The sequence below is a fragment of the Yeosuana sp. genome (assembly GCF_057126245.1).
The window spans coordinates 17,120-42,303 of sequence record NZ_DBNGMQ010000025.1; the positions used below are offsets into that span (position 1 = coordinate 17,120).

Annotated in this window: 21 protein-coding genes; 5 read left to right on the forward strand and 16 right to left on the reverse strand. The window is 32.5% G+C overall.

What is annotated here, in order from left to right; all coding sequences use genetic code 11:
• Positions 1-75 precede the first annotated feature (75 nt).
• Entirely contained in the window at positions 76-2,277 is a 2,202-nt protein-coding gene (locus AC15TD_RS02470) for a PAS domain-containing sensor histidine kinase (RefSeq protein ID WP_484450556.1), read from the forward strand.
• Here AC15TD_RS02470 and pheS read toward each other — a convergent pair.
• Together pheS and AC15TD_RS02480 are read right to left on the reverse strand one after the other, a co-directional pair.
• Positions 2,272-3,291 (reverse strand): phenylalanine--tRNA ligase subunit alpha, encoded by a 1,020-nt coding sequence (gene pheS / locus AC15TD_RS02475; protein WP_484450557.1) that lies wholly within the window; start codon positions 3,289-3,291, stop codon positions 2,272-2,274. The genes AC15TD_RS02470 and pheS overlap by 6 nt on opposite strands.
• A gap of 148 nt (positions 3,292-3,439) precedes the next feature.
• Complete coding sequence (locus tag AC15TD_RS02480) at positions 3,440-3,796, reverse strand: hypothetical protein (protein WP_484450558.1); 357 nt, start codon at positions 3,794-3,796, stop codon at positions 3,440-3,442.
• 75 nt (positions 3,797-3,871) lie between these two features.
• Here AC15TD_RS02480 and AC15TD_RS02485 point away from each other — a divergent pair, with 75 nt between their 5' ends.
• Positions 3,872-4,396 (forward strand): CvpA family protein, encoded by a 525-nt coding sequence (locus AC15TD_RS02485; RefSeq protein WP_484450559.1) that lies wholly within the window; start codon positions 3,872-3,874, stop codon positions 4,394-4,396.
• Positions 4,397-4,433: 37 nt separating this feature from the next.
• Here AC15TD_RS02485 and AC15TD_RS02490 read toward each other — a convergent pair whose 3' ends face one another.
• The 10 genes from AC15TD_RS02490 to AC15TD_RS02535 all read right to left on the reverse strand — a co-directional run bounded on the left by AC15TD_RS02490 (position 4,434) and on the right by AC15TD_RS02535 (position 15,654).
• Complete coding sequence (locus tag AC15TD_RS02490) at positions 4,434-5,060, reverse strand: carbonic anhydrase (protein WP_484450560.1); 627 nt, start codon at positions 5,058-5,060, stop codon at positions 4,434-4,436.
• 39 nt (positions 5,061-5,099) lie between these two features.
• On the reverse strand, positions 5,100-5,849 hold the full coding sequence (locus AC15TD_RS02495; RefSeq protein WP_484450561.1) for a tetratricopeptide repeat protein: 750 nt from the start codon (positions 5,847-5,849) through the stop codon (positions 5,100-5,102).
• Position 5,850: 1 nt separating this feature from the next.
• Positions 5,851-7,626 (reverse strand): BatD family protein, encoded by a 1,776-nt coding sequence (locus AC15TD_RS02500; protein WP_484450562.1) that lies wholly within the window; start codon positions 7,624-7,626, stop codon positions 5,851-5,853.
• A gap of 66 nt (positions 7,627-7,692) precedes the next feature.
• Positions 7,693-8,547, reverse strand: coding sequence for a tetratricopeptide repeat protein (locus AC15TD_RS02505; protein WP_484450563.1), 855 nt, complete (start codon positions 8,545-8,547; stop codon positions 7,693-7,695).
• 72 nt (positions 8,548-8,619) lie between these two features.
• Positions 8,620-9,657, reverse strand: coding sequence for a VWA domain-containing protein (locus tag AC15TD_RS02510; RefSeq protein WP_484450564.1), 1,038 nt, complete (start codon positions 9,655-9,657; stop codon positions 8,620-8,622).
• 80 nt (positions 9,658-9,737) lie between these two features.
• Complete coding sequence (locus AC15TD_RS02515) at positions 9,738-10,745, reverse strand: vWA domain-containing protein (protein ID WP_484450565.1); 1,008 nt, start codon at positions 10,743-10,745, stop codon at positions 9,738-9,740.
• Positions 10,745-12,418, reverse strand: coding sequence for a BatD family protein (locus AC15TD_RS02520; RefSeq protein WP_484450566.1), 1,674 nt, complete (start codon positions 12,416-12,418; stop codon positions 10,745-10,747). The genes AC15TD_RS02515 and AC15TD_RS02520 overlap by 1 nt, the downstream gene beginning before the upstream one ends.
• A gap of 18 nt (positions 12,419-12,436) precedes the next feature.
• On the reverse strand, positions 12,437-13,303 hold the full coding sequence (locus tag AC15TD_RS02525) for a DUF58 domain-containing protein (protein WP_484450567.1): 867 nt from the start codon (positions 13,301-13,303) through the stop codon (positions 12,437-12,439).
• A gap of 68 nt (positions 13,304-13,371) precedes the next feature.
• Positions 13,372-14,373 carry an AAA family ATPase gene (locus AC15TD_RS02530; RefSeq protein ID WP_484450568.1) on the reverse strand — a complete coding sequence of 334 codons (1,002 nt, stop codon included), beginning with the start codon at positions 14,371-14,373 and terminating at the stop codon, positions 13,372-13,374.
• Between the two features lie 186 nt (positions 14,374-14,559).
• Positions 14,560-15,654, reverse strand: a complete 1,095-nt coding sequence (locus tag AC15TD_RS02535) for a DUF4382 domain-containing protein (protein WP_484450569.1) — start codon at positions 15,652-15,654, stop codon at positions 14,560-14,562.
• A gap of 249 nt (positions 15,655-15,903) precedes the next feature.
• Here AC15TD_RS02535 and AC15TD_RS02540 point away from each other — a divergent pair, with 249 nt between their 5' ends.
• Both AC15TD_RS02540 and AC15TD_RS02545 read left to right on the forward strand, forming a co-directional pair.
• Positions 15,904-16,656, forward strand: a complete 753-nt coding sequence (locus AC15TD_RS02540; protein ID WP_484450570.1) for an SDR family NAD(P)-dependent oxidoreductase — start codon at positions 15,904-15,906, stop codon at positions 16,654-16,656.
• 36 nt (positions 16,657-16,692) lie between these two features.
• Positions 16,693-17,826 (forward strand): DUF5929 domain-containing protein, encoded by a 1,134-nt coding sequence (locus AC15TD_RS02545; protein ID WP_484450571.1) that lies wholly within the window; start codon positions 16,693-16,695, stop codon positions 17,824-17,826.
• A gap of 166 nt (positions 17,827-17,992) precedes the next feature.
• On the opposite strand, the gene AC15TD_RS02550 is transcribed toward AC15TD_RS02545, so the two are convergent.
• From AC15TD_RS02550 to amaB, 3 genes are all read right to left on the reverse strand, one after another.
• Positions 17,993-19,183, reverse strand: coding sequence for a DUF1501 domain-containing protein (locus AC15TD_RS02550; RefSeq protein WP_484450572.1), 1,191 nt, complete (start codon positions 19,181-19,183; stop codon positions 17,993-17,995).
• A gap of 2 nt (positions 19,184-19,185) precedes the next feature.
• Positions 19,186-20,565 (reverse strand): DUF1800 domain-containing protein, encoded by a 1,380-nt coding sequence (locus tag AC15TD_RS02555; protein ID WP_484450573.1) that lies wholly within the window; start codon positions 20,563-20,565, stop codon positions 19,186-19,188.
• 125 nt (positions 20,566-20,690) lie between these two features.
• Positions 20,691-22,244, reverse strand: coding sequence for an L-piperidine-6-carboxylate dehydrogenase (gene amaB, locus AC15TD_RS02560; RefSeq protein WP_484450574.1), 1,554 nt, complete (start codon positions 22,242-22,244; stop codon positions 20,691-20,693).
• 122 nt (positions 22,245-22,366) lie between these two features.
• Here amaB and AC15TD_RS02565 point away from each other — a divergent pair, with 122 nt between their 5' ends.
• Positions 22,367-22,681 carry an antibiotic biosynthesis monooxygenase family protein gene (locus tag AC15TD_RS02565; protein WP_484450575.1) on the forward strand — a complete coding sequence of 105 codons (315 nt, stop codon included), beginning with the start codon at positions 22,367-22,369 and terminating at the stop codon, positions 22,679-22,681.
• On the opposite strand, the gene AC15TD_RS02570 is transcribed toward AC15TD_RS02565, so the two are convergent.
• Positions 22,665-24,641, reverse strand: coding sequence for a T9SS type B sorting domain-containing protein (locus AC15TD_RS02570; protein WP_484450576.1), 1,977 nt, complete (start codon positions 24,639-24,641; stop codon positions 22,665-22,667). The genes AC15TD_RS02565 and AC15TD_RS02570 overlap by 17 nt on opposite strands.
• Positions 24,642-25,184: the final 543 nt, after the last annotated feature.

Below are 25,184 nucleotides of genomic sequence, written 5' to 3' on the forward strand. Positions count from 1 at the left end.
ATTAGATAACCACCTTTAATAACAGCGATTCTTTTCGGTGAATTTTATTTTAAACCGAAAATAATAACGTTTCCTATGAAACTAAAAGGTTTGTTTATATTATCTAATATTGTTGTAGTTGCAATTCTTATAATAATTGTTCTATTAGCTCAGACTATGAGTGAAAATCAAATAGAACTCTCCCGTATTCATCAAAATCAATTAAAAGCTCAATTAATTTCTGAAGAACTAAAGCAAACCTCTGAAGATTTAACCAATTATAGCAAGAGCTATGTAATAACAGGAGATAGTATTTGGGAAACTAAATTCTGGGAAGTTCTGGATATAAGAAATGGGAAAAAACCAAGACAAGACGGAAGAACCATTGCACTATATGACAGTATAAAATCGTTAGGGCTAACTAATATTGAATTAGAACATTTAAAAGAAGCCGAAAACAAATCAAACGAATTAGTTTATTATGAAAAAGTGGCTTTTAATGCCATGAAAGGTCTTTATGATGACGGAAGCGGTAATTTTATAAAAAAAAAAGAACCCGACACGGCTTTTGCCAAAAGCATTCTGTTTGATGATAAATTTGCTCAAAATAAATCTCAAATTTTTACTCCAATACACGACTTTGGTCATTTATTAAATGATAGAACCCTAACCAAAATAGGGCTTTATAATCAAAAAAATAAAAATCTTCTTCAACTTATAATTGTCTTAAGTTTTTCTATTTTATTTACAACCATTATATCATTCTTTTTAAACTATTCTAAAATTTTAGAAGAACTAAAAATTCTTCAAAAAACCCAGGATAATTTATTATTTAATGAAAACTTATTACTTCAAACTACAAAAATTGCAAAAGTGGGCGGTTGGGCTTTAAACCTGCTAGATAACAAACTTACTTGGTCTCATCAAACGAAGCGAATACATGATGTTACTAACTCTTTTGAGCCAAGTTTAGATAAGGCTTTAGATTTTTACATTCCAGAAGATAAACCAATCATAAAAGAAAAAGTTCAAAAGGCAATAGACACTGGAGAGCCTTTTAATGAAGAGTTGCGCATTTTAACCCTGAAAAATAAAATGATTTGGATAAGGACTAAAGGTGAAACCAGAAGAATTGATGGAAATATTGTTGAAATTAATGGAACCATTCAAGATATAAATGACCAAAAAAAATTAGAAATAGAATTAGCTCATAAAAGACAATTATTAGTAGATGCTGAACGTATTGGAAATGTAGGGGGTTGGGAACTTAACACCGAAACTTTGAAACAAACCTGGACCGAACAAGCTTATAAAATTTTTGAAATAGAGCCTACAAATACGTTAACAATAGATGATGTAGCATATTTCATAGTACCCGATTCAAAGAAAAAACTGGAGGAGTCTATAAACCGAGCCATAAAATTTGGTGAGGATTATGAGATAGAATTTGAAGTAATAACTCCAAAAGGAAATCATAAAATAATTAAATCTATTGCAAAAACAGATTTAAAAAATAAAAGAATTTTTGGATTTATTGAAGATGTTACCAAACAAAAAGAAGCTCAATCTATTATTAAAAAACATAACGCTACCCTTAAAAAGGTGAACAAAGACAAAGACCGCTTTATTTCTATTTTAGCACACGACTTGAGAAGTCCCTTTGGAGGTATTCTGGGTTTATTAGATGTGTTGACTGAAAACATCCATGAATATGATAAAGATGAGATAAAAAAAAATATAATCCTCATTAATAAATCATGTCATAGTGTATACCAATTATTAGAAAATATTTTAACATTTGTTAAAGCTGAAACCCGCAAATTGCCCTTTAACCAAAAAAATATTCCTTTTAATACTATTTGTAATGATGTTATTGAAAATCTTCAAGTAATTAGTAACTCAAAGAAGATTACTATAAAAATTCACGCTGCAAAAAAAGATATGCTTTACGCAGATGAACCTATGATAACCTCTGTGCTTAGAAACCTAATTTCTAATGCCATAAAATTTACGCATATAAATGGCAAAATAGATATCTATTTTAAAACAAATGGAACTTATTCTGAAATAAAAATTGTAGATAATGGTTTAGGAATGAATGATGAACAACTTTCAAAATTATTTGATATTTCACAGACCAAATCTACACCAGGAACTAATGACGAAAAAGGTACTGGTTTAGGACTCTTTATTTGTAAAGATTTTATTGAACGCCATGGTGGAAAAATTTGGGTAGAGAGCATCCCAGAAAAAGGAAGCACGTTCTATTTTAAAATTCCTGTTGAAACTAATTTATAATGCAGATTTAAACTGATCTAAGAAACGTACATCATTTTCGCTTAATAAACGAATGTCGCTAATTTGATGTAATAGCATCGCTATTCTATCAATACCAACGCCAAACGCAAAACCAGAATATTCTTTTGAATCTATTTTACAATTTTCAAGAACATTAGGATCTACCATACCACAACCACCTATTTCTAACCAACCAGTCCCTTTTGTTATTCTATAGTCAGACTCCGTCTTTAAACCCCAATATACATCTACTTCAGCGCTTGGCTCAGTAAACGGAAAATAAGATGGGCGTAAGCGTATTTTCGACTTTCCAAACATTTCTGTAGTAAAATGTTGAAGTGTTTGCTTAAGATCTGAAAAACTAACATCTTTATCTATATACAACCCTTCTACCTGATGAAAAAAGCAATGAGAACGTGCCGAAATAGCTTCGTTTCTATAAACTCTACCAGGTGAAATCGTTCTAATGGGAGGTTTATTATTTTCCATGTAGCGCACTTGAACAGAACTGGTATGTGTACGCAACAAAATATCTGGATTTGTTTGAATAAAAAATGTATCCTGCATATCACGTGCCGGATGATATTCTGGCAAATTTAAAGCCGTAAAGTTGTGCCAATCATCTTCTATTTCTGGACCTTCACTTACATTAAAACCAATACGAGAAAAAATATCAATAATTTGATTCTTAACAATAGAAACCGGATGACGGGCACCAATTTGAATAGGTTCTCCGGGTCTTGATAAATCACCATAAACACCTTTTACTTCTTCATTGTTTTCAAGATCTTCTTTTAAGGCTTTTACTTTATCTTCCGCTGTTTTTTTAAGTTTATTTATGGTTTGACCAAATTCTTTTTTCTGGTCGTTTGCCACATTTTTAAACTCTGCAAAAAAGTCGTTTAATAATCCTTTTTTACCTAAATATTTTATACGGAATGCTTCAATCTCTTCTTTTGATTGTGCTTTAAATCCTTCAGCTTCTGATATTAGTTCTTTTATCTTATCAATCATGACGTCATTTCAAAAATGAATGCAAATTTAATGATTTTTACGAGATTTGCGTTAGTGATGGAGCAATTATCGGAGCTCTCACAATTTTCATTGTGAAGCGACTTGTGAGAGCACGCCTTTTTATTTTAAAAAGGAACGCCCAAAATAATTACTCAATAAATTCAGTTTCTAAAAAATAGTTTACTATGGCTTCCTTTATCAATACACTTTGCTCCCCTGCTTTTAAAAAAGGTAACGATTCTTTTGCTTTATAATGGGGCCAACCTTCGTTGTCAACAAAATCTAATTCGTAATATCCATAAGGTGTTAAGAGCTTACAAATAGCAATGTGCATTAAATCTAATTTTTGATCTTTTTTAAATGTACGGTCTAGCTGCCCTAGCTCTTGAATACCGATTAAATAAATAATGGCATCAACATCTAAAGGATCTCCATCAGCAAATTGATTGGACAGTTTTTTCGTTACCGATTCCCAACGTTGTTTTAATTGTTCGTCTCTTGACATATTGCTTTTTTAAAGTTGCAAAGTTACGAAGTAGTTTGCTATCAAAACTTTATCTTTGTTATAAATCTATTTATTATGAGTATTTTGGATATTGTCTTATTAACCTTGATAGTTTTAGGGTTAGTACGTGGTTTTATGCGTGGTTTTTTCGTTGAAATTGCCTCTTTAGTCGCTTTAATAGCCGGTATTTATGGTGCCTTTCACTTTAGTAGTTTTGCCGCATCCTTTTTAAGAGATCGTGTAAATTGGAATGAAAATACTGTTAATATTGTTGCTTTTGCTATAACGTTTGTTATTATTGTATTAGTTATAGCTTTAGCGGGAAAAGCATTAACTAAGATAGCTGACTTTGCTATGTTAGGGCTTTTAAACAAATTGCTAGGCGCTCTTTTTGGAGGATTAAAAGTCGTCTTTATTTTAAGTGTTATTCTTATTATTTTAGATAAAATACAAGCCAATATTCCGTTTGTTAAAGATGCAGATCAACAAGAATCTGTACTATACAAGCCAGTTAAATCTTTAATCCCAACCATATTTCCAAATGTAATAGTTAATGGAAAACCTATTGGTGAACAGCTTGATGAGAATGAAGAAGCTTGAATTAAATTACGTTTTAGAAAACGAAACTTAACTGTTATTAATCAAGATGATAAATTTCCATGATATCTTTTAGATACCTCTCGAAATCAATTTTTAAATCAATAAGCTTGCCTGTATGCACATCAAACACCCAGCCGTGAACTTGAAGTCCTCTGTCTCTAAAAGCTTTTTGAACGGCTGCTGTTTTTATTAAGTTGACACATTGTTCTTTAACATTTAACTCAACAAGTCTGTTATATTTTTGGTCTTCATCAGCAATATGATTTAATTCATTTTTATGAATGCGATAGACATCACGTATATTCCGTAACCAGGGGTTTAAAATACCTAAATCTGCTGATTGCATAGCGGCTTTTACACCACCACACCCATAATGCCCGCAAACAATAACATGATTCACTTTAAGGTATTCTACCGCATAATTTACAACAGACATCACATTTAAATCAATACTAATAACCATATTTGCAATGTTACGGTGCACGAATACCTCGCCTGGACCCAAGCCCATAAGCTCTTCTGAAGTTACTCGACTATCTGAACATCCAATAAATAAGAGTTCTGGATTTTGTCCTTTGCCTAATTCATTAAAATAATCTGGATTACTAGATAGCTTATCTTTTATCCACTGTTGGTTATTTTCAAATACTCTATCTAGATTCATGGAAAGATATTTATTTAATATAAATATAACTTAAATAGACTAAAGCGCCTTAATATCTTCATTTTCTATCCAGCCTGTTTTTCCATCGGTCAATTTTATTTCTTTCCATTGGCTCACAGTATCTATAATTTGAATTTTTGTGCCTTCGTGTAGTCTAAACAACTCTTGACTTCTGTTATTTGGTTCGCTTTTAATAACTGTTTCCTGAGCAAAAATAATAGCCGGTTTATCTCTTTTTGCTACGTTAAACTTATGAAACGCTATAACTAAAGATATCACAGCCAAAAACAGGAATATGTTACTTGTTATAAATGCAAATCTTTTTTTAATTGTAGAATAGGTCATATAGTATATTAAGAAAATAATCACAAACATAATTACTGAGCCTACAGCAAGCTTAGCCCAACTGTCAAAACTCATGATATCTGAAATATTTTTTAAAAGTTTAGAAAATCCGGCAACAGGAATGACTTCAACATCATCAATGGTCATATTTTTAGCAAAGGCTAAATTATTTTTGATGTCTTGATCATTTGGCGCTAATTGTAATGCTTTTTCATAATAGTAAATACTGGGTGCAATATGACTTAACTTATAGTGTGAATTTGCCAAATTAAAATATAAGGCTTCTGAGTGATTACCCGTTTCTAATATTGCCTGATATTTTTCAATAGCCTCAGCATACTTCCCACTATTATAAAGTGTATTTCCTTGTTCAAATAATGTTTGATTTTGCCCAAAATTTATAGTGCTAAACAAAGCTATGAATATGTAAAAAATATGTTTCATTTTATTTTGCTTGCTTATCAATTAGAGAAATAGTTTTAGCCGCCTTATCATAATCCTCTTGCATAGTCACGGCAGTAATTGGTGTATAACGTGCCAAGTCGCAGTTTTCCATAATACCATTAAAAGCGGTTATCGTGTTATCTTCAACACCTCTTTCAGAAAGTAGTTTTTTAATTCTGTCTTTACTTAAATCACTGGTTTCAATATGCAATTTGGCCTTTAGATAATTATGCAATGCTTTTTCCATAGCAATATAAAATTCCTCTTTTTTGCCAAGTACTTTTTTTGCATGACTTAAATACTTTTTCGCCAATTTATCGGCCGTTCTAATTCTGTTTCCAAAAAGATCAGCATCACGCTCTGCTTTTTTCTTTCTAATAACAATGGCTAATGGAATTACTAAAAATGGTAATAAAAGTGAACCCCAAAATAAATTTGTTTGAAAGAAATATGACGGTTTTACAGAGGTGAAATTGGTTTTTGTTTTTATAAATGAAAATTGGTCTTTATTTAAAACTACCGGCTGTTTTATGTTACTTGAAATAGCATTATCCTCATTGGAAGAAGAAGCACTTATAGGGCCTTCTAAAACATCAATCACCACTTCTTTTGATTCTAATCGTTTATAAGTTTCCGTTTTTAAATCGAAATAAGAAAATGAAATGCTTGGCGTTGGATATTTACCTTTGTATTGTGGAACTACTGTATACGTGTCTGAAATAGATCCTTGCATGCCAGCTAAATTCGTTATCACATTTTCGTTATGTTCAGGCTCATAAACCTCCAATGAACTTGGTAAGGATATTTTAGGAAGATTGATTAGTTTTAGATTTCCCTTTCCTTCTACCTCTACTTTTGCTTGAAATGATTCCGATGCATTAAGTTCGGTTTTAGACATGGTCACATTAAAGCTAAAATCTCCCACAGCGCCAGAAAAATCTGCTGGTTTCCCTTTTTCCGGTAATGGTTTTACATTAATAGTTTTATTGCCCGCAGAAACAGTTCGGTGAGCTTGTGTCATTAATCGCCTTCCAAAAATATCACGCTTATTGGTTGGTACCTGTACTGAAATATCTAAACTTAAAGGTTCTATATCTAACTTTCCTGTTTTTTGCGGATATAACACTGTTTTTCGTAACACTAGAAAACGATAAGATTCCCCATTATAAGTTCCTGTTTGAACCTTTTGTCCTTTCATATCGATATTCTGACTCCAAAAGTCATTATATCTTGGACTATTTGTTTCCTGCCAATTATCTACCCCTGTATTTGGGGAGACATAAAGTTTATATACAATGGTAATCGCTTCATTTAAATACGGGTTTGATTTTGAAATTTCAGCAACTAAATGAATATTTTCTGATGCCAAAAAATTAGGATCATTCGGGTCTTTTGGAATATCAACAGCTGCCGTGACTTGAATATTTAATGGAATAGTTTTATAAGTTTCTCCATCAATATCGATGGTGGCCTGATCTATAGTAAAATTACCTTGTCCTTTTGGCGCTAGAAAATAACTATACGTTTTTGTGAATGAACGGACCCCGTTTACCCATGAATTACTAACCGATTGATTTGGACCACCTACTACCGTAAAATTGTTGAAATCTGGCGGATTAAAATGATCGCCATCTTTGTTCATCTCAAAATCTACACGCAAACGTTCGTTAACACCAAGTTTGTTCTTACTCACTTTAGCTTCAAATTTAACTTGAGCGTAGGTGATGCTAGAAACAAACAAAATTAATATTACAATTACGTTTTTTATAAATCTCATAATAATTAACGATTTGGGTTATTGGTATCAAAATAAGAACATTATGATTCCTGATTCGTCAATCTTTTACCAATCCTTTTCAGTTTTAACCTTAACACCTTTTTGTTTTTCAGCATTCATTTTCTCTTGAACTTTTTGTTCTTGATTATTCATGGCTTCTAACAAACTCTTTATTTGCTGATCTGATAACTTTCCTGGTTGTGGTTTTGGTTGTTGTTGATCTTTCTTTTGATCGTCTTGATTTCCTTTATCCTGATCTTGCTTTTCATCTTTAGGCTTTCCTTCTTCGTCTTTTTTATCGTCACCTTCTTTTTTGTCTTGATCGCCCTTGTCTTTCTTATCTTCTTTGTTATCGCCTTCTTTATCCTTTTGGTCTTGATCTTGCTGGTCTTTATTCTCGTCTTGCTGGTCTTTTTTGTCTTCGTTGTCTTTATTATCCTTATTTTGGTCTTGCTGGTCTTTTTGTTGTTCAGCACATTCTTTTGCTATTCCTAGATTATAACGCGTTTCTTCATCAGTAGGATTGTTTCTTAATGCATTTTTATAAGCCTCAACAGCTTCCTTACACTTTTTGCCCTTCATTAAAATATTTCCAATATTATGAAATGCTTTGTGCTTTTCTTCTTTTGAAGATGATGTTTCTACGACTTGTTGTTGACGAAATAACGACTCTTCTAAACTACCTTTTTTGTAATATGAATTTGCTAAATTATAGGCTCCAACGGCACTTGATGGGTTTTCTGAAAGTGCTTTTCTATATTCCATCTCTGCAGCAACAAACTCATTATCATTAATTAGTTGGTTGCCCTCATACACGTAATTATTCGCTTTTTTTAAAGCCAGTTGAGCCTGTTCATCTTTCTCTTGAGAAAAACAAACCGATACGGTTAAGGTCAATACTACGATAACTAAATTTTTCATGTTCATTGTCTTTCAATCTTTCAAAATAATACTAAAGATATTAAACCTATAGTCTTCAATTAGTTAAAGGTTTTATAAATTCTCATTAAATAAATTTAATTTCTTTAACCAAGCTGTTTTTCGTTCTAATAAGAAAATGTCTAAAAACAAAAAGAATAAGGCGAAGCCTAAAAACCATTGAAACTGATCTTTAAAATCAGCATATTGTTTGGCTTCAAACTCTGTTTTATCCATCTTATTTAAAATTTCTCCTATCTTATCGACCACTTCATTGGTATTTCTTCCATTAATATAATCTCCGTTGGCTTTATCAGCAATATTTTTAAGTATGTCTTCATTTAAACGTGTTATCACGGTTTCACCATTGTTGTCTTTCTTATAGTTTAAAACAATTCCATTACGTTTTTCAGGTATTGGACCACCTTTAAGATCCCCGACACCTATCGTGAATATTCTAATCCCTTCCTCACTAGCTTCTTCAGCTACGCTTGCAGCTTCTTCACTATGATCTTCACCATCAGAAATAATGATAAGAACCCGATTGGTTTGCTCTTCATCATCATAATAGGTTTTTGCTAATTTAATAGCTTCGTTTATGGCGGTTCCTTGTGACGATAGCATATCTGTATTCATGTTTTGTAAAAACATTTTTGAAGCAGCATAATCGGTAGTAATTGGTAATTGAGGAAATGCTTTTCCTGCATAGGCAATAATTCCAACACGGTCACTAGCTAAATTATTAATAATTTGTGTTACCAACTGCTTTGACTTTTCTAACCTATTTGGAGCTATATCTTCAGCCAGCATACTTTTAGAAACGTCAATTGCAAACACAATATCCACGCCCTCACGTTTAACAGTTTCTAATTTGGTTCCTATTTTCGGATTTACTAATGCAATTGCTAAACAGGCAAATGCTAAACCAAGAACTACTAGTTTTAATACCGATTTAAATAATGAGCGATTAGGACTTAACCTTTTAAGTAACTGTTTATCTGCAAATTTATTTTGTGATTTATGTTTCCAAATTTGGAGAATAATAAAAAACAGGAACATTACAGGAATAACTCCTAAAACCCAAAACCATATTTTTTCATCTAACTGATACATGAATATTTTTTTTCTGTGGATTCGTTTAATTTCTAGTTTTTGGTCTCTTTTCTCTATTCTCGTCTCTCAACTCTATCTATTTAAACAAAACTTCTAAAAATGGTAGCTCTTAACAAAAACTCAAACAGTAATAACAAACCTGCTAAAAGAACCAAAGGACGAAATTTTTCTTGATAGTTATAATACTTAAACTCATCAATATCCGTCTTTTCAAGCTTATTAATTTCTTTATAAATTTCTTCTAGCTTTTCCTTATTTGTTGCTCTAAAATAAATTCCCCCAGTAACGTCTGCAATTTCCTTGAGTAATTCTTCATCTATTTCTACTTGAACTTTTGAGTAAATAAAATCTCCTGTTCTACTATCGATATTCACAGGTGATAACGCAAGCCCATTAGTTCCTAAACCAATTGTGTAAACTTTAATGCCATATTCCACAGCTAATTCACTTGCTATTTTAGGATCTATAAATCCTGAATTATTAACGCCGTCAGTTAATAATATAATGACTTTGCTTTTTGCTTTACTATCTTTTAGCCTGTTTACGGCAGTTGCTAATCCAGAGCCTATAGCTGTTCCGCTTTGAATAATCGTATTGTATCTTATCTCTTTTAGTGACCTTAAGATTATGGACTTATCACTTGTTATAGGTGTTCTGGTATAACTTTCACCAGCATACTCTACTAATCCTATTCTATCATTGGGTCTTCCTTTTATAAATTCGGCAGCTACGTCTTTTAATGCTTCAAGTCTGTTTGGTAATAAATCTTTTGCTAGCATACTTGCAGACACATCAATAGCCATAACAATATCAATACCACGTGTTGTTTTTGTTCTGGTGGATACATCAACCGTTTGTGGTCTTGCTAAGGCCATAATAATAAAAGCCAGTGCCAATAATCTTAATGCAAATAATAGATGTTTGAATTTTGGCAACCATGAATTAGTCACTTTAAACCCTTTTAAACTTGATATTTTAAGTTCTGCTGTTTGCTTTTTATACTTAAGTATATACCAAAATATCGCTACCGGAAGTAGCAATAACAACCAGAACATTTCTTTATTTACAAAATCAATTCCTTCAAACATTATTCTTTTGGCTTAACAAGTTCTACTGAATTTAAAATACGATCTATCATTTTGCCTGCATACACATCATCTGCTCTCCAAGACAATATAACTTGTTGAATGATATTGTTTGAATTAAAAGCTAAAATGACATATTTCCCTTGCGATACTTGATTGCTTTCTCCTACCGGTAAATTAGCTGTTCCATGTGTTTTCAGTCCTTCTGCTCCATTAGGTGTTACAAATTTCTCGGTTTGTACAACAATATTTTGAACACCAGAATTCTCCCAGCTCGTTAAATTATTTTCGATAACTTCATTTAAATCGATCTCCTTATCGCCTTGAACATTTACTCTTGACGTGGCAACCACAACACTAAACTGCTCAATTAAACTACCATAACCAAACATGGTTATTTGAGCTTGTTGCGCTACTTCCTCAGGTAGTTCTGGAGATATTCGTTTTAAGACTTTTGGTGTGGAAATAGTAATTGGAGGAACACCATAATCACTAGAGACCCAATCTCCTTCTAGCAACTCTAAACTTTGATGCCCAATAATGGTGTCTTTAACATAATCAAAACCATACTTGATTGAAAACCCAACAAAAGTTGCTATCAATAGGAATAGAGAAATGACTATGGTAATAAAAACCTTTTTGCGCTTTTCCTTTCTTTCTAGTTCTTCTCTATATTTCTCGTCTAAAAGTTTTTCTTCCTCCGTTGGTTCTGGTAACACTTCTTTAACGTGATCTATCTCTTTGTCAATAATTTCTCTATCTAATTCTGCAAGAGCAACTTCTGGAGCCGATTTCGCAAATTTCACTAAGTCGGCACGTTTTAAGATACTTTCAATATTCTCAATGGTTTCTTGACTTAAATCGATTTGATTCCCATCTTTAAGAAGTCTAAGTCTATTTATGAGTTCATCTGTTGTACTTTCCATAGAATGGTCATAAACCTTTTCGTCCAAATATTTTCTAATAATAAGGGTCAATTCAGAATAGTATTCTTTATATTCTGCTTGCTTTAAATATTCACTTCCTTCTAATTTTTTTAAGGCTAATTTCGCCCTGTCATAAGGAGGGAGCAATGCTATTTTTTCTTCCTCGGTTAATGGTTTTTTTCGCCAAATAAACCAATATAATATCCCTGCAACAATCACTAACGCTAATAGTGTATAAAGCAGATATTTCCACCAGTTACTTGAAGATTTTTTTACTTCAATAATTGGTTTAATATCATACAACCCTTGCTTTGTTGTATCCACCAAAATATTTCTAACCTCAACTTTTAATGAGTCGGTAACTAGTGTTTTATTCCCTATGACAATTTTTTGAGGCGGAATTGTATATGTCCCTGAATCAAATTGTGTTAATCCGTATTTTTTTATGAGGTTGTATCGATTGTTTTTCTTAAGCGTATCTATTTTATAGGACTCTATCATTTCTAGAGGCGCAAATGATTGTCCTTCGGGAAATACTACTAAGCTAGTAGTGTCTGTTTGAACTTGAATACTATACGTAATCTGTTCTCCAATTTTTATAGAGGTAGAGTCAATAGATGCTTTTACTTGTGCAAAAGAGCCAAAAGACGTTAGAATCAAGAATAAAGACAACAATAACTGTAACCCAAAACATATTGAGTCCTGAGTTTTTATTCTTGTTTGCTTTATGTTCAATTTGTAATTCTTCATTCCAAAATCTTAAATTGATTATGCTCTAGCTTTAAAATATCCTAAAAGTTTTTTTACATAACTTTCATCCACTCTACAATCAATAGCCCCTGCGCCAGATTTTGAGAAGCTATCTTTATAATACCCTACTCGTTCACGATAAAACTTTGTATAATTGCTTCGCACTTTTTTAGAAGCTGTATTCACCAGCATAAGTTCTCCCGTTTCTTCATCTTGCATTTGAACCATTCCTAAATTTGGAATTTCTTCTTCCCGTTTATCATAAATTCTAATCCCTGTAACATCATGTTTTTTTGACGCTATTTTCATAGTATGTTGAAAATCATCCGCAATAAAATCCGATAGCACAAATACAATAGCCTTTTTCTTCATGACACTTGATAAAAACTTTAGTGCCTCCGCTATATTAGTTTGTTTACTTTTTGGTTTAAACTCAATGAGTTCGCGAATAATTCTCAAGACGTGTGAGCGGCCTTTTTTTGGTGGAATATAGAGTTCTATGTTATCAGAAAACAAAATCAACCCTATTTTATCATTATTCTGAGTGGCTGAAAATGCTAATGTCGCCGCAATTTCGGTAATGACTTCATTTTTAAATTGCTCATGCGTTCCAAAAAACTCCGAACCAGAAATATCAACCATTAACATCATGGTTAATTCTCTTTCTTCTTCAAAAACTTTTACAAAAGGCTCACTATACCTTGCCGTAACATTCCAATCTATATTTCTAACATCATCACCAAACTGATACTGACGTACTTCACTAAAAGTCATACCACGCCCTTTGAAGGTAGAATGATATTCGCCTCCAAAAATATGATCAGACAGTCGACGTGTCTTAATCTCTATTTTACGTACTTTTTTTAGTAATTCTTTAGTGTCCATCGTTTCATTTTCGATTGTAGATTTACGATTTGTCTAAACCATCTTTCGTCTTTCTAAAATCTTAAATTCTATGGTACTTCTATTTCGTTTACAATTTTGTTAATGATGTCTTCTGAAGTTACATTTTCAGCTTCTGCTTCATAAGTAATTCCTATTCTGTGTCTTAAAACATCATGAACAACTGCTCTAACATCTTCTGGAATAACGTAACCACGACGCTTTATAAATGCATAACATTTTGCAGCCGTTGCTAAGTTAATACTACCACGAGGCGATGCGCCAAAAGAAATTAAAGGTTTTAAATCGGGAAGTTTATATTTTTCAGGATAGCGTGTAGCAAAAATAATATCAAGAATATATTTTTCAATTTTTTCATCCATATATACCTCACGAATCGCTTCTTGAGCTTGTAATATTTTTGAAATTGACACCACAGGATTCACTTTATCCCAAGCACCTTTCATATTCGCTCTCATAATCAATTGCTCTTCATTTAGCTTTGGATAATCAATCACGGTCTTCAACATAAATCTATCAACTTGCGCTTCGGGTAACGGATACGTTCCTTCTTGCTCTACAGGATTTTGAGTTGCCATTACCAAAAAGGGCTTGTCTAGTATAAAGGTCTCATCCCCAATAGTAACTTGTTTTTCTTGCATAGCCTCAAGTAATGCGGATTGTACCTTGGCTGGCGCTCTGTTAATCTCATCAGCTAAGACAAAATTTGCAAATATGGGTCCTTTCTTAATTGAAAAATCATTAAGTTTCATGTTATAGATTAGTGTTCCTGTAACATCTGCAGGTAATAAATCTGGTGTAAACTGAATTCGGCTAAAACTACCATGAATAGCTTTCGCCAATGTATTAATCGCTAATGTTTTCGCTAATCCTGGAACACCTTCAAGTAGAATATGTCCTTGACCAAGTAGGCCAATAAGTAAGCGCTCAACCATATGCTTTTGACCTACTATGACCTTATTCATCTCAAGCATCAATAAATCAACAAAAGCACTTTCTTTTTCAATCTTTTCGTTAATTGTTTTAATATCTATTGTCCCTGTTTCTTCCATCTTATTAAATTTTTTAAAAGCCCGAATATACTGCCCTTAATTGAGCAATGCAAATTGTTAAAATTTTAAATAGAATGCTGTTAATAATTGGTTAAAATATTTAGCAAGTTCAGTTAATAATTGGTTAAATAAAAAGGAGCTATATCATTGATACAGCTCCTTTTTATAACTATCTTTTAAATAGTTTTAGGGAAACGTAATATCTCCTAAATCTACAGTTATATTTTCTTCTACAGTTACATCTGTAATTGTTATTACATCACCCGCAGAAGGCGTTAAGGTTACTGTATAAACTCCAACTGGAATATTTTCTAAAAGAAAAACACCTTCAGAATTTGTACTTGCCGTTTTTTCTGAACCGTCAACCATTACTGATGCAACTACAGAAAGTCCTGCATTAGTAATTTTTCCCGTAATATCACCCATTTTTAAATTTAATTGAATGGCTTCGTCTATAACAGTGGTTTCGCCATTAGTAACGGCAACGCCCTCAACTGTAGTTTCGGTATAAATAGAGGAAGCATCTGGAGTAATGACAAGGTTATAAGTTCCAGCAGGAACGCCCCATAAAGCAAAATGGCCATTTTCATCTGTATTAGCCGAAATAACAAAATCATCATCAGTTTCATCTGTTCCCATATCATCAACTAAAACAGATACTACGGAAGGAATATCATTCGGTTCAACAGTACCTTCAATAATTCCTGAATTCACTTCTGTACTTACATACAACACTGGTTTTAAAATAATATTACCTGAATTGCCCGCTACAACAATTGATTTATCAACATCAAAATCTAAAATAAAATCATAGGTATACCCTTCCTCAATAACAGCATTTACTTTAAGTTTTAACCCTGATTGCTGAGCACTGGGTGTTTTAAGTTCAAATTCTTCATCTTCTTCTAAATCATTTTCAATAACAATTGTATTACCATCACCTAAAACCAAACGCATTTGACTTAAAGTGCCAACTGGTATTGGGAAACGGTCTACAAGAACTTTGCTAATCCCACCTGTAAAATCTAGTAAGTTAACAATCTCGTTTTGGGCATTAAGAGACATCCAACCGTTATCACTATCATCATCATTATCCATTTTGATCATGACATCTACAACCTCAATGTTAACAGCCTTAAAATCTCCAGGAGCATCTACAAGTTTTATTGATATTTTAGGAGCTAAAGCTTCTTTAGTTCCAGATTCTGAATTAGTACATGAGTAAGAAGAAATTAAAATAATCGAAAGAATGATAAATTTTAATTTTTTGAGAGTTTTCATTTTTTTGGAATTTTAAATTGTTTATAATAATATATACGTTTTATAATAAGGGTTTAGACTTTTAAATAAAAATCTAAATAAATTAGTTAGAAAAAAGCCCTGTTTTTTAAATAGCAATCTGATAAAATAAAAACATTTATAATTAATGGCAATGGTAATAAATTACATCCATTTTAAGTATTTTTATACGTGTATTGCAAAAAAACTTGTATAAAGAGTAAAATCTATTTAATTAATACATTTAAAATAATGATAAAAACGGCATTAATTACGGGCGCCACCAGCGGAATAGGAAAAGCTACAGCATATGAATTTGCTAAACATGGAATACGATTAATTCTGTGTGGTAGACGACTAGAACGTCTTCAAACTATTAAAAAAGATTTAGAAACATTGACCCATGTTCACGTCTTAAGTTTTGATGTTAGAAATAATGCAGAAATTGAAAATGCAATAAACTCACTTCCGAATAATTTTAAACGCATTGACATCCTCATTAATAATGCTGGTAACGCTCATGGATTAGATTCTATACAATCTGGAAGTCTTGATGACTGGGATGCCATGATGGATATTAATGTTAAAGGTCTGCTTTATATGAGTAAGGTCATTATCCCTCAAATGACAGAAAGACAATCAGGTCATATTATAAACATCGGATCCTCGGCAGGGAAAGAAGTATATCCAAAAGGTAATGTATATTGCGGTAGTAAGCATGCTGTTTTAGCCATTACTGAGGGGATGCGCTTAGATTTAAACCCTTTTGGAATTAAGGTTGGTGCCGTAAATCCCGGTTTGGTTGAAACTGAATTCTCTAAAGTTCGATTTAAAGGTGATAAGATTGCAGATTCTGTTTACAAAGGATTTAAAGCCCTACAACCCGAAGATATTGCAGACATTATATACTTTGTAATATCGCGACCATATCATGTAAATATTGCTGATTTATTAGTATTTCCAACGGCACAGGCTAATAGTACAACTGTTAAAAAGGAGTTGTAATAAAATAAGATTTCTGCTTTTGCATTAATAACAAATATGATTAATAAACGCCTACTTATAAAAAACCTTTTGGCTCATAACGATGAGAACAGTTTTTATGATAAAAAACGAAAAATTGATATTAGTCATAAAGAAGGCAAGGCTAAGTTTTTAAAACATATTTGTGCACTCTCAAACAGCAACCCAAAGAACAATGCTTATATCGTTATCGGGGTTGAAGACGAAGACAATACCATTGTTGGCGTTGATTTTTTTGATGATAGTAAAATTCAAAACCTCATCAATGCATATCTAACCAATCCGCCCATTGTTCAATATGAAAATATTCCGTTTCCACATTTACTAGATAACCAAGTAGTTGGTTTAGTAACTATACGCCCTATAGACAAAATAACATCTCTAAAAAAGAACATTTGGAAATATTATGGTGGTTCTGTTTTTTTTAGGGAAGGTAGCAATAGTATGCCAAAAGTGTTTGATATTGAAATTACAGATAACAATTCTAAAATAGTTGAAGCTATAGAAAATCATGCGCAAAATAATATTGAACACACCTTAAATGGTGTGTTTGATTTTATGAATAAGCGGCAGGATTATCATCCTCAATACAAAGTCTTTAAAGAGTATTTTGTGTTGTGTTGGGCAGGGCAAAAAAAAGTAGTAAAAGATGAAACGTTTTTCTCTAGAGTTGATATTGAATTAATAAATGAACAAGTGCGTCTATTCTTTTCAACCTTAGATGAAGTCTCCATTAGTTATGATAGTGATTATTTTAAAATAGTAGAATATGTTTGCCTTGGACTACATAATCACTATAAATATTACCCTTTAGAAGAAACTAAAATTCAATTTGAAAATAATGCTAATTATCTGATAGAAACCAAGCTGCTTTTTGAACCACCACAATTTGATAAAAAAGTGTTGCATCATATTTACAATAGCAATAATGCTCTTTTGGAAAAACTTAAAAAAGGACTTTCACTTTCAAAAAACGAAGAACACGATTTAAAAAACTTACCAGCTACCTACCTAATTTGTTATTTAAACTTATTTCATGAAGCTATTGACAAACTAAATGAAGCCAAACCATATTTAAAAAAATATAGTGAAGAAATCTATAATTTGTTTAATGAAGCCATCCGAATTCTAAGAAAAGTAAAATATAGCTAAAGACTCTTTTATTTAACCTTAACTTAATAATTACATAGCATTGCTTATCAAAATATTATTGATTTTTGCAACGCTATTAATCAGTTTAAATAACCTCGTTTCTCCCAACAAAGATTGGCATTGAAATGAGGTTTTTTAGCTTTAAATCTTTAATTAGATGCTTTTTCTAAATAAATTCTAATTGATTAAATGATTTATTAAGTACTTTTCTATCATTGACCTCTAACCATTTGCTTAAAACCGTCGCATAAATCATTCTAAAATCTATTTCAAATTTCAAATCACCGTTATCATCCAAATCACTCAAACTTGGCATACCATTATAAAGTCCTTGTTTTTTTAAATTTTCGCCAATAATAAAAACATTATTAGCAGTACCATGGTCTGTACCAACATTAGCATTTTGTCTTACACGACGCCCAAATTCAGAAAAAGTTAAAATTAAAGTGTCTTTAAAAGTATTATTTTCTTTTAAATCTTGAACAAAGGCTTCTATACTTTCACCATATATACCTAACAATCGTTTTTGCGTATTTAGTTGATTAACATGGGTATCAAATCCCCCTAAAGAGGTATAAAATACTTTTGTCTCTAATCCTGAATTGATGAATTGCGCTGTTGTTTTTAGTTGATTTGCAAACTTATTTTTAGGATATTCTTTTTTTGACGAAAACGTCTTACTCGTTTCGTAAATATATTTTGCCGAAGATTCAGCAGAAATCATGGATTTATATAAATACCCTAAATTGTGTTCGTTTAAATGGGCATCATGTTGATGGTTGATAATGTTTTTAAAATATGGGTCTTTGGATAAATTGTATAAAGAATTGGCATTTTGAGTAGCAATAGCATTATTAGTTTCACCTTTCATCGCTAATGATAAACTATCATCAACTTCTATGGCAGAATACGTCTGTTTTCCATAATTATCAAGATAACGTCCTAACCATCCACTTTGTGAGTATTTATCAGAATCGGTGGCTGTTTGCCAAATATCCATAGATCTAAAATGAGATCTTACAGGGTTAGGATACCCTACATTATTTATGATAGCTAAATAGCCATTATCATATAAACGTTTTAAAGGTGTCAGGTTTTTATTTAAACCAACCTCATCGTTAAGTTTAATAATGTCGTTTACTTTAATACCTAATGTTGGTCGCTCCTTATAATACAAATCATTCCTAAAAGGAATAACAGTATTCAAACCATCATTACCTCCTGAAAGTTGAATAATAACTAATCTCTTATATCCTAATTTATTGACTGCTACCTGCTCAAAAGCTTTTACAAAACTTGGAACAAAAAACAAGCTGCTTGCTAACGACGATTGTTTTAAAAATTTTCTTCTGTCCATAATTAACACATTTGATATTCTGGTAACGACATTATTTGAATGCAATATTCCTGTTTAGATGTTTTACTTAAAGATTTTAAGTACTCGTCTGTATTTTGACTAATACTGCATGCCAATAAGTGGTTTTGTAAATCATTAATATCAACATTCTTAAATTGGTTATTAAAATATGCCCAATCAGTCTCGGTTTTAAATCGTTTTCCAAATTTATTTTTGAAGGCTTGTTTTTTTAATTCTATTGCTTGATCAGCTGAAACTTTTTCAGCTATGGATATGTAGGCATTGTTTAAAAGAAGTGAGGGCAATTTTAAACGCATTACAATAGTATTGCTATCTATCCAGTTTTTCCCTTCTTTCCAACCAGCAACATTTGGGGGATTTAATAAAATTTGCCCTAGTAATTTTTGAATATATAATAGCTGCTTTGAATCATAAAAATGTAATGGAACATAGGTTTTTATTCCTGCCAAAAGTTCAACTGGTGATTTTATTTTTGTGCCTATATTTTTATCGTCATAAAACCACTCTGAAAGCATCACATATCGCATCAAATTTTCAATATCATAATCGGCATAAAAAACATTGGTCATATTTTCTATATGGCGCTCATTTATAACATCATTTACGAAGTGGCGATATATTTTTTGGCATATAAAATGTGCACATTGTTTTTGTTCTAATATGATATTGATGATGTCTTCACCGGTAAAGTTTCCTGTTTTACCAAAAAAAGTTTTGTTACTATTATCGTGCTGAAAATATCTTAAAACAAAATCTCCTTGCAAGTTATGGCTATAGCCTGTAAAAGCTTTAGCGCTTTCTTTAATGTCTTCTTCAGAATAATTTCCAATACCTAAGGTGAATAATTCCATCAGTTCACGAGCAAAATTTTCATTTGGTTTTTGCTTTCTATTTTGTTTCGTGTTTAAATATTTTGTCATAGCTGCTTCTTTAGATATGGCAACTACAAAATCTCTAAAATTACCTAAAGCATATTGGCGTAACGTATTATGAAATTTTTGAGTGTAAATATAATTATTGTCTTTACACACAAAATGATTCGCCCAAAAGAGGGTCATTTTTTCATGTAACAAGGCATTAGAATTTGAAAGTCTTTCTATCCATGCAACATTAAGTTCTATAGACTTCTTTTTACTTATTCTTTGAATTTGCTTAATATTCTCTCTCGTTTTTTCAATAGAACCAGTCATCAAAGCATCAAGCTCAGACGTGTCTAATTTTAAAGGCTTAGCGTCTTTTGATTGAGAAATAAGATTATCAACTATGGCATTTTTACTTTTTTTAGACAGGGTTTTAAGCTGGTTAGGAAGAATTCCAAAACCAACACGCCAATATAAATGATGAATATAATTCTTTTTCATTTAAGAAAATTTATATAAAGTATTAGACTTAAATAAGTTAAAAAGGTTTAATTTAAAAAAAACTCGCCATAAAAAAACCGTTTCTAAAAAGGAAACGGTTTTTAAATAGATACTATTTTATACGATTACAAATCAAACTTAATTCCTTGAGCTAACGGCAACTCAGTCGTATAATTAATGGTATTTGTTTGTCTGCGCATATACACTTTCCATGCATCACTACCAGACTCGCGTCCACCTCCAGTTTCTTTTTCACCTCCAAAAGCACCCCCTATTTCAGCACCAGAAGTTCCAATATTCACATTAGCAATACCGCAATCAGACCCTTGAACAGATAAAAATCGTTCTGCTTCACGTAAATTGTTAGTCATAATTGCTGAACTTAAACCTTGTGCAACACCGTTTTGAATTTCTATGGCATTTTCAACGTCTCCCGAATATTTTAATAAGTATAAAACAGGAGCAAACGTTTCATGTTGAACAATTTTAAAATCAGGTTTTGCTTCAGCAATAGCTGGTTTTACATAACAACCCGACTCATAACCTTCTCCTGAAAGCACGCCGCCTTCAACGACAATATTTCCACCTTCTTCAACCACTTGCTCTAAAGCTTTTTGGTACATTTTCACAGCATCTTTATCAATTAAAGGACCTACATGATTCGATTCATCTAACGGATTACCTATTCGCAATTGTTTATAAGCATCGGTCACTGCTGCTTTTACTTTATCATAAATAGATTCGTGAATAATCAATCTTCGCGTACTGGTACAGCGTTGCCCAGCCGTTCCAACGGCGCCAAAAACAGCGCCAATGACAGTCATTTTTATGTCGGCATCTGGAGTTACAATAATGGCATTATTTCCTCCTAATTCTAATAACGATTTTCCTAAACGTCCTGCTACTTCCCGCGCTACAATTTTACCCATTCGCGTCGATCCTGTGGCGGAAATTAATGGAATACGTTGGTCTTTTGTCATAAATTCTCCAACTCTGTAATCGCCATTTATTAAACAAGAAATACCTTCTGGTAGATTATTTTTCGCAAACACTTCGGCTGCAATATTCTGACAAGCGATACCACATAAAGGTGACTTTTCACTAGGCTTCCAAACACAAACATCGCCACAGATCCAAGCCAAAGCCGTATTCCAAGCCCATACAGCCACTGGAAAATTAAACGCTGAAATGATGCCAATCACACCAAGCGGATGATATTGCTCGTACATTCTGTGTCCGGGACGCTCACTATGCATGGTTAAACCATGAAGCTGACGAGACAAACCAACGGCAAAATCACAGATATCTATCATTTCTTGAACTTCTCCCAATCCTTCCTGATAGCTTTTACCCATTTCATAAGACACCAGTTTCCCTAAAGCTTCTTTCTTCTCGCGTAATTTATCTGCAAATTGTCTTACAATCTCTCCTCGCTGAGGCGCTGGCATGATTCTCCAGGTTTTAAAAGCTAATGTTGCAGCTTCCATCACCTTTTCATAATCTGCCTTCGTTGTTGACTTTATTGTTCCAATTAATTGTCCATCAACAGGTGAATAACTATTAATTAATTCTCCGTTAGAAAAATCATTAGATCCTGTTGAAGATCCTTCATTAATGTCTTTAACGCCTAGTTGATTTAATGCTTCTTTTATTTCGAAATCAGCAGTAATTGCCTCCATATTAAGATTTTTTTACGAATTATATAATTTTATAACAAAGATACTAATAAAAAGTTGTTTCAAACCTTGACTTAATTTTTAAATAATGTAACTTTAAAACTCAATTTAAGTTTCCTTTTTCAATGAATGCGAACCTTCCCTATTACGCCGTAATTTTCACCTCAACCCATTCTGAAAATACTCAAGGATATGCAGAAATGGCAAACAAAATGGAGGAACTAGCGAAACAGCAAAATGGTTTTTTAGGTATGAATAGTGCCAGAGAATATATAGGTATTACCGTTAGTTATTGGGAAAGTTTAGACGCCATAAAAAAATGGAAACAAAACTATGAGCATTTAGAAGCGCAACAAAAAGGGAAAAGTGATTATTATTCATGGTATCATATTAGAATATGTAAAGTGGAACGTGAATATGATTTTACCGCTTTAAAGTAAAGTGCCCCATAAATTTTTGGCCTTCAATAATAATAAGATACCAGTAATCATCCGTAGGTAAATATTCGTTTTGAAATTTACCATCCCATTCAAAAGGGCTATTGGTTGAAGATTTTAACAACTTCCCATAGCGATTAAAAATCGAAACCTGTGAGGAGCTAAAATATTCTATTCCTGCTAAACTAAACGTGTCTTTAACACCATCACCATTAGGTGTAAAGAATTTTGGAATATAAAAATGTAAGTGTTGGCTTGTAATTATATTATTACAATCACTTTGTTTTACATAAATAGAATAAAACCCTCCTTCAACATTATAAAAAATATTATTTGGTTGAAAAATATTTCCATTTATTGAATATAAGAAATCTCCTGTATTTAAAGTTGTAACAACTATATTATTACCGTCTGAGATTACATTTTCAATTATTGGAGTCTCTAATAATATTATGTTAAAAATGATCGTCTCAAAAGAACAAAAACCATTCGTAATTTCAACAGAAAAAGTACCGGCTGTATTAATTATTATTTCATCAGTACTACTACCCGTACTCCAAACATAACTCGGATTAGAAATATTTGTTTGCGCTTGTAATGTTAATGAAGTGCCTTCACATAATTCTAGATTTTCCTCTATTACATTTCCAGGTTGTGTTCCAGAAACTTCCCAAGAACATGTAACCGTATTAAATGTAGCTGTTTCCCAACATTCTAAAACTGGTTGAATAGGCTGTGTACCTGAGACAGACCAAGAGCAAGTTGCATTATTAAAAGTAGCTATTTCCCAACATAGTAAATTAGGCTGTGGTGGCTGGGTTCCTGTAATATCCCAAGAACAGGTTCCTGTGTTAAATGTTGCCGTTTCATAACATGATGTTGTAGGTTGAACAGGTCGCGTTCCTGAAACATCCCAAACACAAGTTGAGTTATTAAAAGTTGCCGTTTCCCAACAGCTTAAACCTGTTGGCATTGCAGGTTGTATGCCAAAAATATCCCAAGAACATGTCACTGTATTGAAGCTCACTGTTTCCCAACATTCTATCGTTGGTTGAACAGGTTGCGTTCCTGAAACATCCCAAACACAAGTTGAGTTATTAAAACTAGCGCTTTCCCAACAGTTTAAACCTGTTGGCATGACAGGCTGAGTGCCAAAAACATCCCAAGAACATGTCACTGTATTGAAGCTCACTGTTTCCCAACATTCTATTGTTGGTTGAACAGGTTGCGTTCCTGAAACATCCCAAACACAAGTTGAGTTATTAAAAGTTGCCGTTTCCCAACAGTTTAAACCTGTTGGCATGCCAGACTGAGTGCCAAAAACATCCCAAGAACATGTCGTTGTATTAAAGCTCGCTGTTTCCCAACATTCTATAGTTGGTTGAATGGGTTGAGTCCCTGTTATTTCCCAAGAACAGGTAGAATTATTAATAATTGCCGTTTCCCAACAAGCTATTGTTGGCATAGGTGGTAATTGATTAATTGTTAATTGATATTCATCAGAAAATGAAACACATTGTGGATTAGATAAATTAATGGCAACTTCTGCAATTTTAGCTCTGTAATATGTTGTATTTGAAGGAGAAATTGAAAGGGTTTGATTCATTTGGCCTGCAATGTCGTTCCAAGTAGCTCCTGAATCTGTACTTTCCTGCCACTGATAAAAGTGTGTCCTATAAACAACGAAATCTGGTGTAGCCGTTAAGGTTGAATTAAAGGGTGTTTGGCTACTACATAAACTAACTGAAGTATCGTCGTTGAAATCTGTAACTATAACCGTATCTCCACAAGATTTAAATTCAATATCATCAATTGCTAAATCGTTACCACATCCCCCTTGACCATTATTTATCATCTTCAAAATAATCTCATTCTGCCCTGCTAAGGTTTGAAAAACCAAAGCAAATTGTTCCCAATTTGGGCTTGAAGTTTCAACAATATTTCCCGTATCTCCGAAAGCCAACCTATTCGTATCAGAACTATCCCAAATTTCAAATCGAACATTAATGGGAATTGTTCCGCCATTTTGAGAGCAAAAACTATTTGCTATAACGAGATTGATTACCCAGGCAGAAAACTCATATGTTGTAGTTTCACAGAGTCCAGAAACTCTAGTTTGGTAAAATTCTCCTGGAATTTGGTCAGCTTGTACAATAAGAAATTTACCGTTAGTGTCACCTACCGTATGATCTTCACTTAATTGAAACCAATCAAGACCGTTAGCTAATGTATTATTTGATACTGTGTATTCGCCGTTACCAGGGATTCCACTATTGTAGGTATACGTTGTTGTTCCAGTTGGTAAAGGGGTATTACTAGTTCCTGTCCCAAATGTTTCTGTAAAAATAGGGTCGCCTGAATTTCCAGCACAAAAACCAAGTTGTGCTTGACTCTTTTGTGTAAAAAAACAAACATAAACGATTAATATAAAAACAATATTTTTATTGATATTAGTTGGCTTTAAGTCTTAAAAAGTTCTCAATAGTTAAATTAATATGGCTATATT

Excerpts from the sequence above, each read along its gene's own strand:
- AC15TD_RS02550 (WP_484450572.1), bottom strand. The coding sequence starts at position 19,183 with ATGGACAGAAGAAAATTTTTAAAACAATCGTCGTTAGCAAGCAGCTTG.
- AC15TD_RS02525 (WP_484450567.1), bottom strand. The coding sequence starts at position 13,303 with ATGGACACTAAAGAATTACTAAAAAAAGTACGTAAAATAGAGATTAAG.
- AC15TD_RS02565 (WP_484450575.1), top strand. The coding sequence starts at position 22,367 with ATGAATGCGAACCTTCCCTATTACGCCGTAATTTTCACCTCAACCCAT.
- AC15TD_RS02540 (WP_484450570.1), top strand. The coding sequence starts at position 15,904 with ATGATAAAAACGGCATTAATTACGGGCGCCACCAGCGGAATAGGAAAA.
- AC15TD_RS02520 (WP_484450566.1), bottom strand. The coding sequence starts at position 12,418 with ATGAAGAATTACAAATTGAACATAAAGCAAACAAGAATAAAAACTCAG.
- AC15TD_RS02495 (WP_484450561.1), bottom strand. The coding sequence starts at position 5,849 with ATGAAACATATTTTTTACATATTCATAGCTTTGTTTAGCACTATAAAT.
- AC15TD_RS02545 (WP_484450571.1), top strand. The coding sequence starts at position 16,693 with ATGATTAATAAACGCCTACTTATAAAAAACCTTTTGGCTCATAACGAT.
- AC15TD_RS02505 (WP_484450563.1), bottom strand. The coding sequence starts at position 8,547 with ATGAAAAATTTAGTTATCGTAGTATTGACCTTAACCGTATCGGTTTGT.
- AC15TD_RS02485 (WP_484450559.1), top strand. The coding sequence starts at position 3,872 with ATGAGTATTTTGGATATTGTCTTATTAACCTTGATAGTTTTAGGGTTA.
- AC15TD_RS02530 (WP_484450568.1), bottom strand. The coding sequence starts at position 14,373 with ATGGAAGAAACAGGGACAATAGATATTAAAACAATTAACGAAAAGATT.
- AC15TD_RS02500 (WP_484450562.1), bottom strand. The coding sequence starts at position 7,626 with ATGAGATTTATAAAAAACGTAATTGTAATATTAATTTTGTTTGTTTCT.
- AC15TD_RS02490 (WP_484450560.1), bottom strand. The coding sequence starts at position 5,060 with ATGAATCTAGATAGAGTATTTGAAAATAACCAACAGTGGATAAAAGAT.
- AC15TD_RS02555 (WP_484450573.1), bottom strand. The coding sequence starts at position 20,565 with ATGAAAAAGAATTATATTCATCATTTATATTGGCGTGTTGGTTTTGGA.
- AC15TD_RS02470 (WP_484450556.1), top strand. The coding sequence starts at position 76 with ATGAAACTAAAAGGTTTGTTTATATTATCTAATATTGTTGTAGTTGCA.
- pheS (WP_484450557.1), bottom strand. The coding sequence starts at position 3,291 with ATGATTGATAAGATAAAAGAACTAATATCAGAAGCTGAAGGATTTAAA.
- AC15TD_RS02535 (WP_484450569.1), bottom strand. The coding sequence starts at position 15,654 with ATGAAAACTCTCAAAAAATTAAAATTTATCATTCTTTCGATTATTTTA.
- AC15TD_RS02515 (WP_484450565.1), bottom strand. The coding sequence starts at position 10,745 with ATGTTTGAAGGAATTGATTTTGTAAATAAAGAAATGTTCTGGTTGTTA.
- AC15TD_RS02480 (WP_484450558.1), bottom strand. The coding sequence starts at position 3,796 with ATGTCAAGAGACGAACAATTAAAACAACGTTGGGAATCGGTAACGAAA.
- AC15TD_RS02510 (WP_484450564.1), bottom strand. The coding sequence starts at position 9,657 with ATGTATCAGTTAGATGAAAAAATATGGTTTTGGGTTTTAGGAGTTATT.
- amaB (WP_484450574.1), bottom strand. The coding sequence starts at position 22,244 with ATGGAGGCAATTACTGCTGATTTCGAAATAAAAGAAGCATTAAATCAA.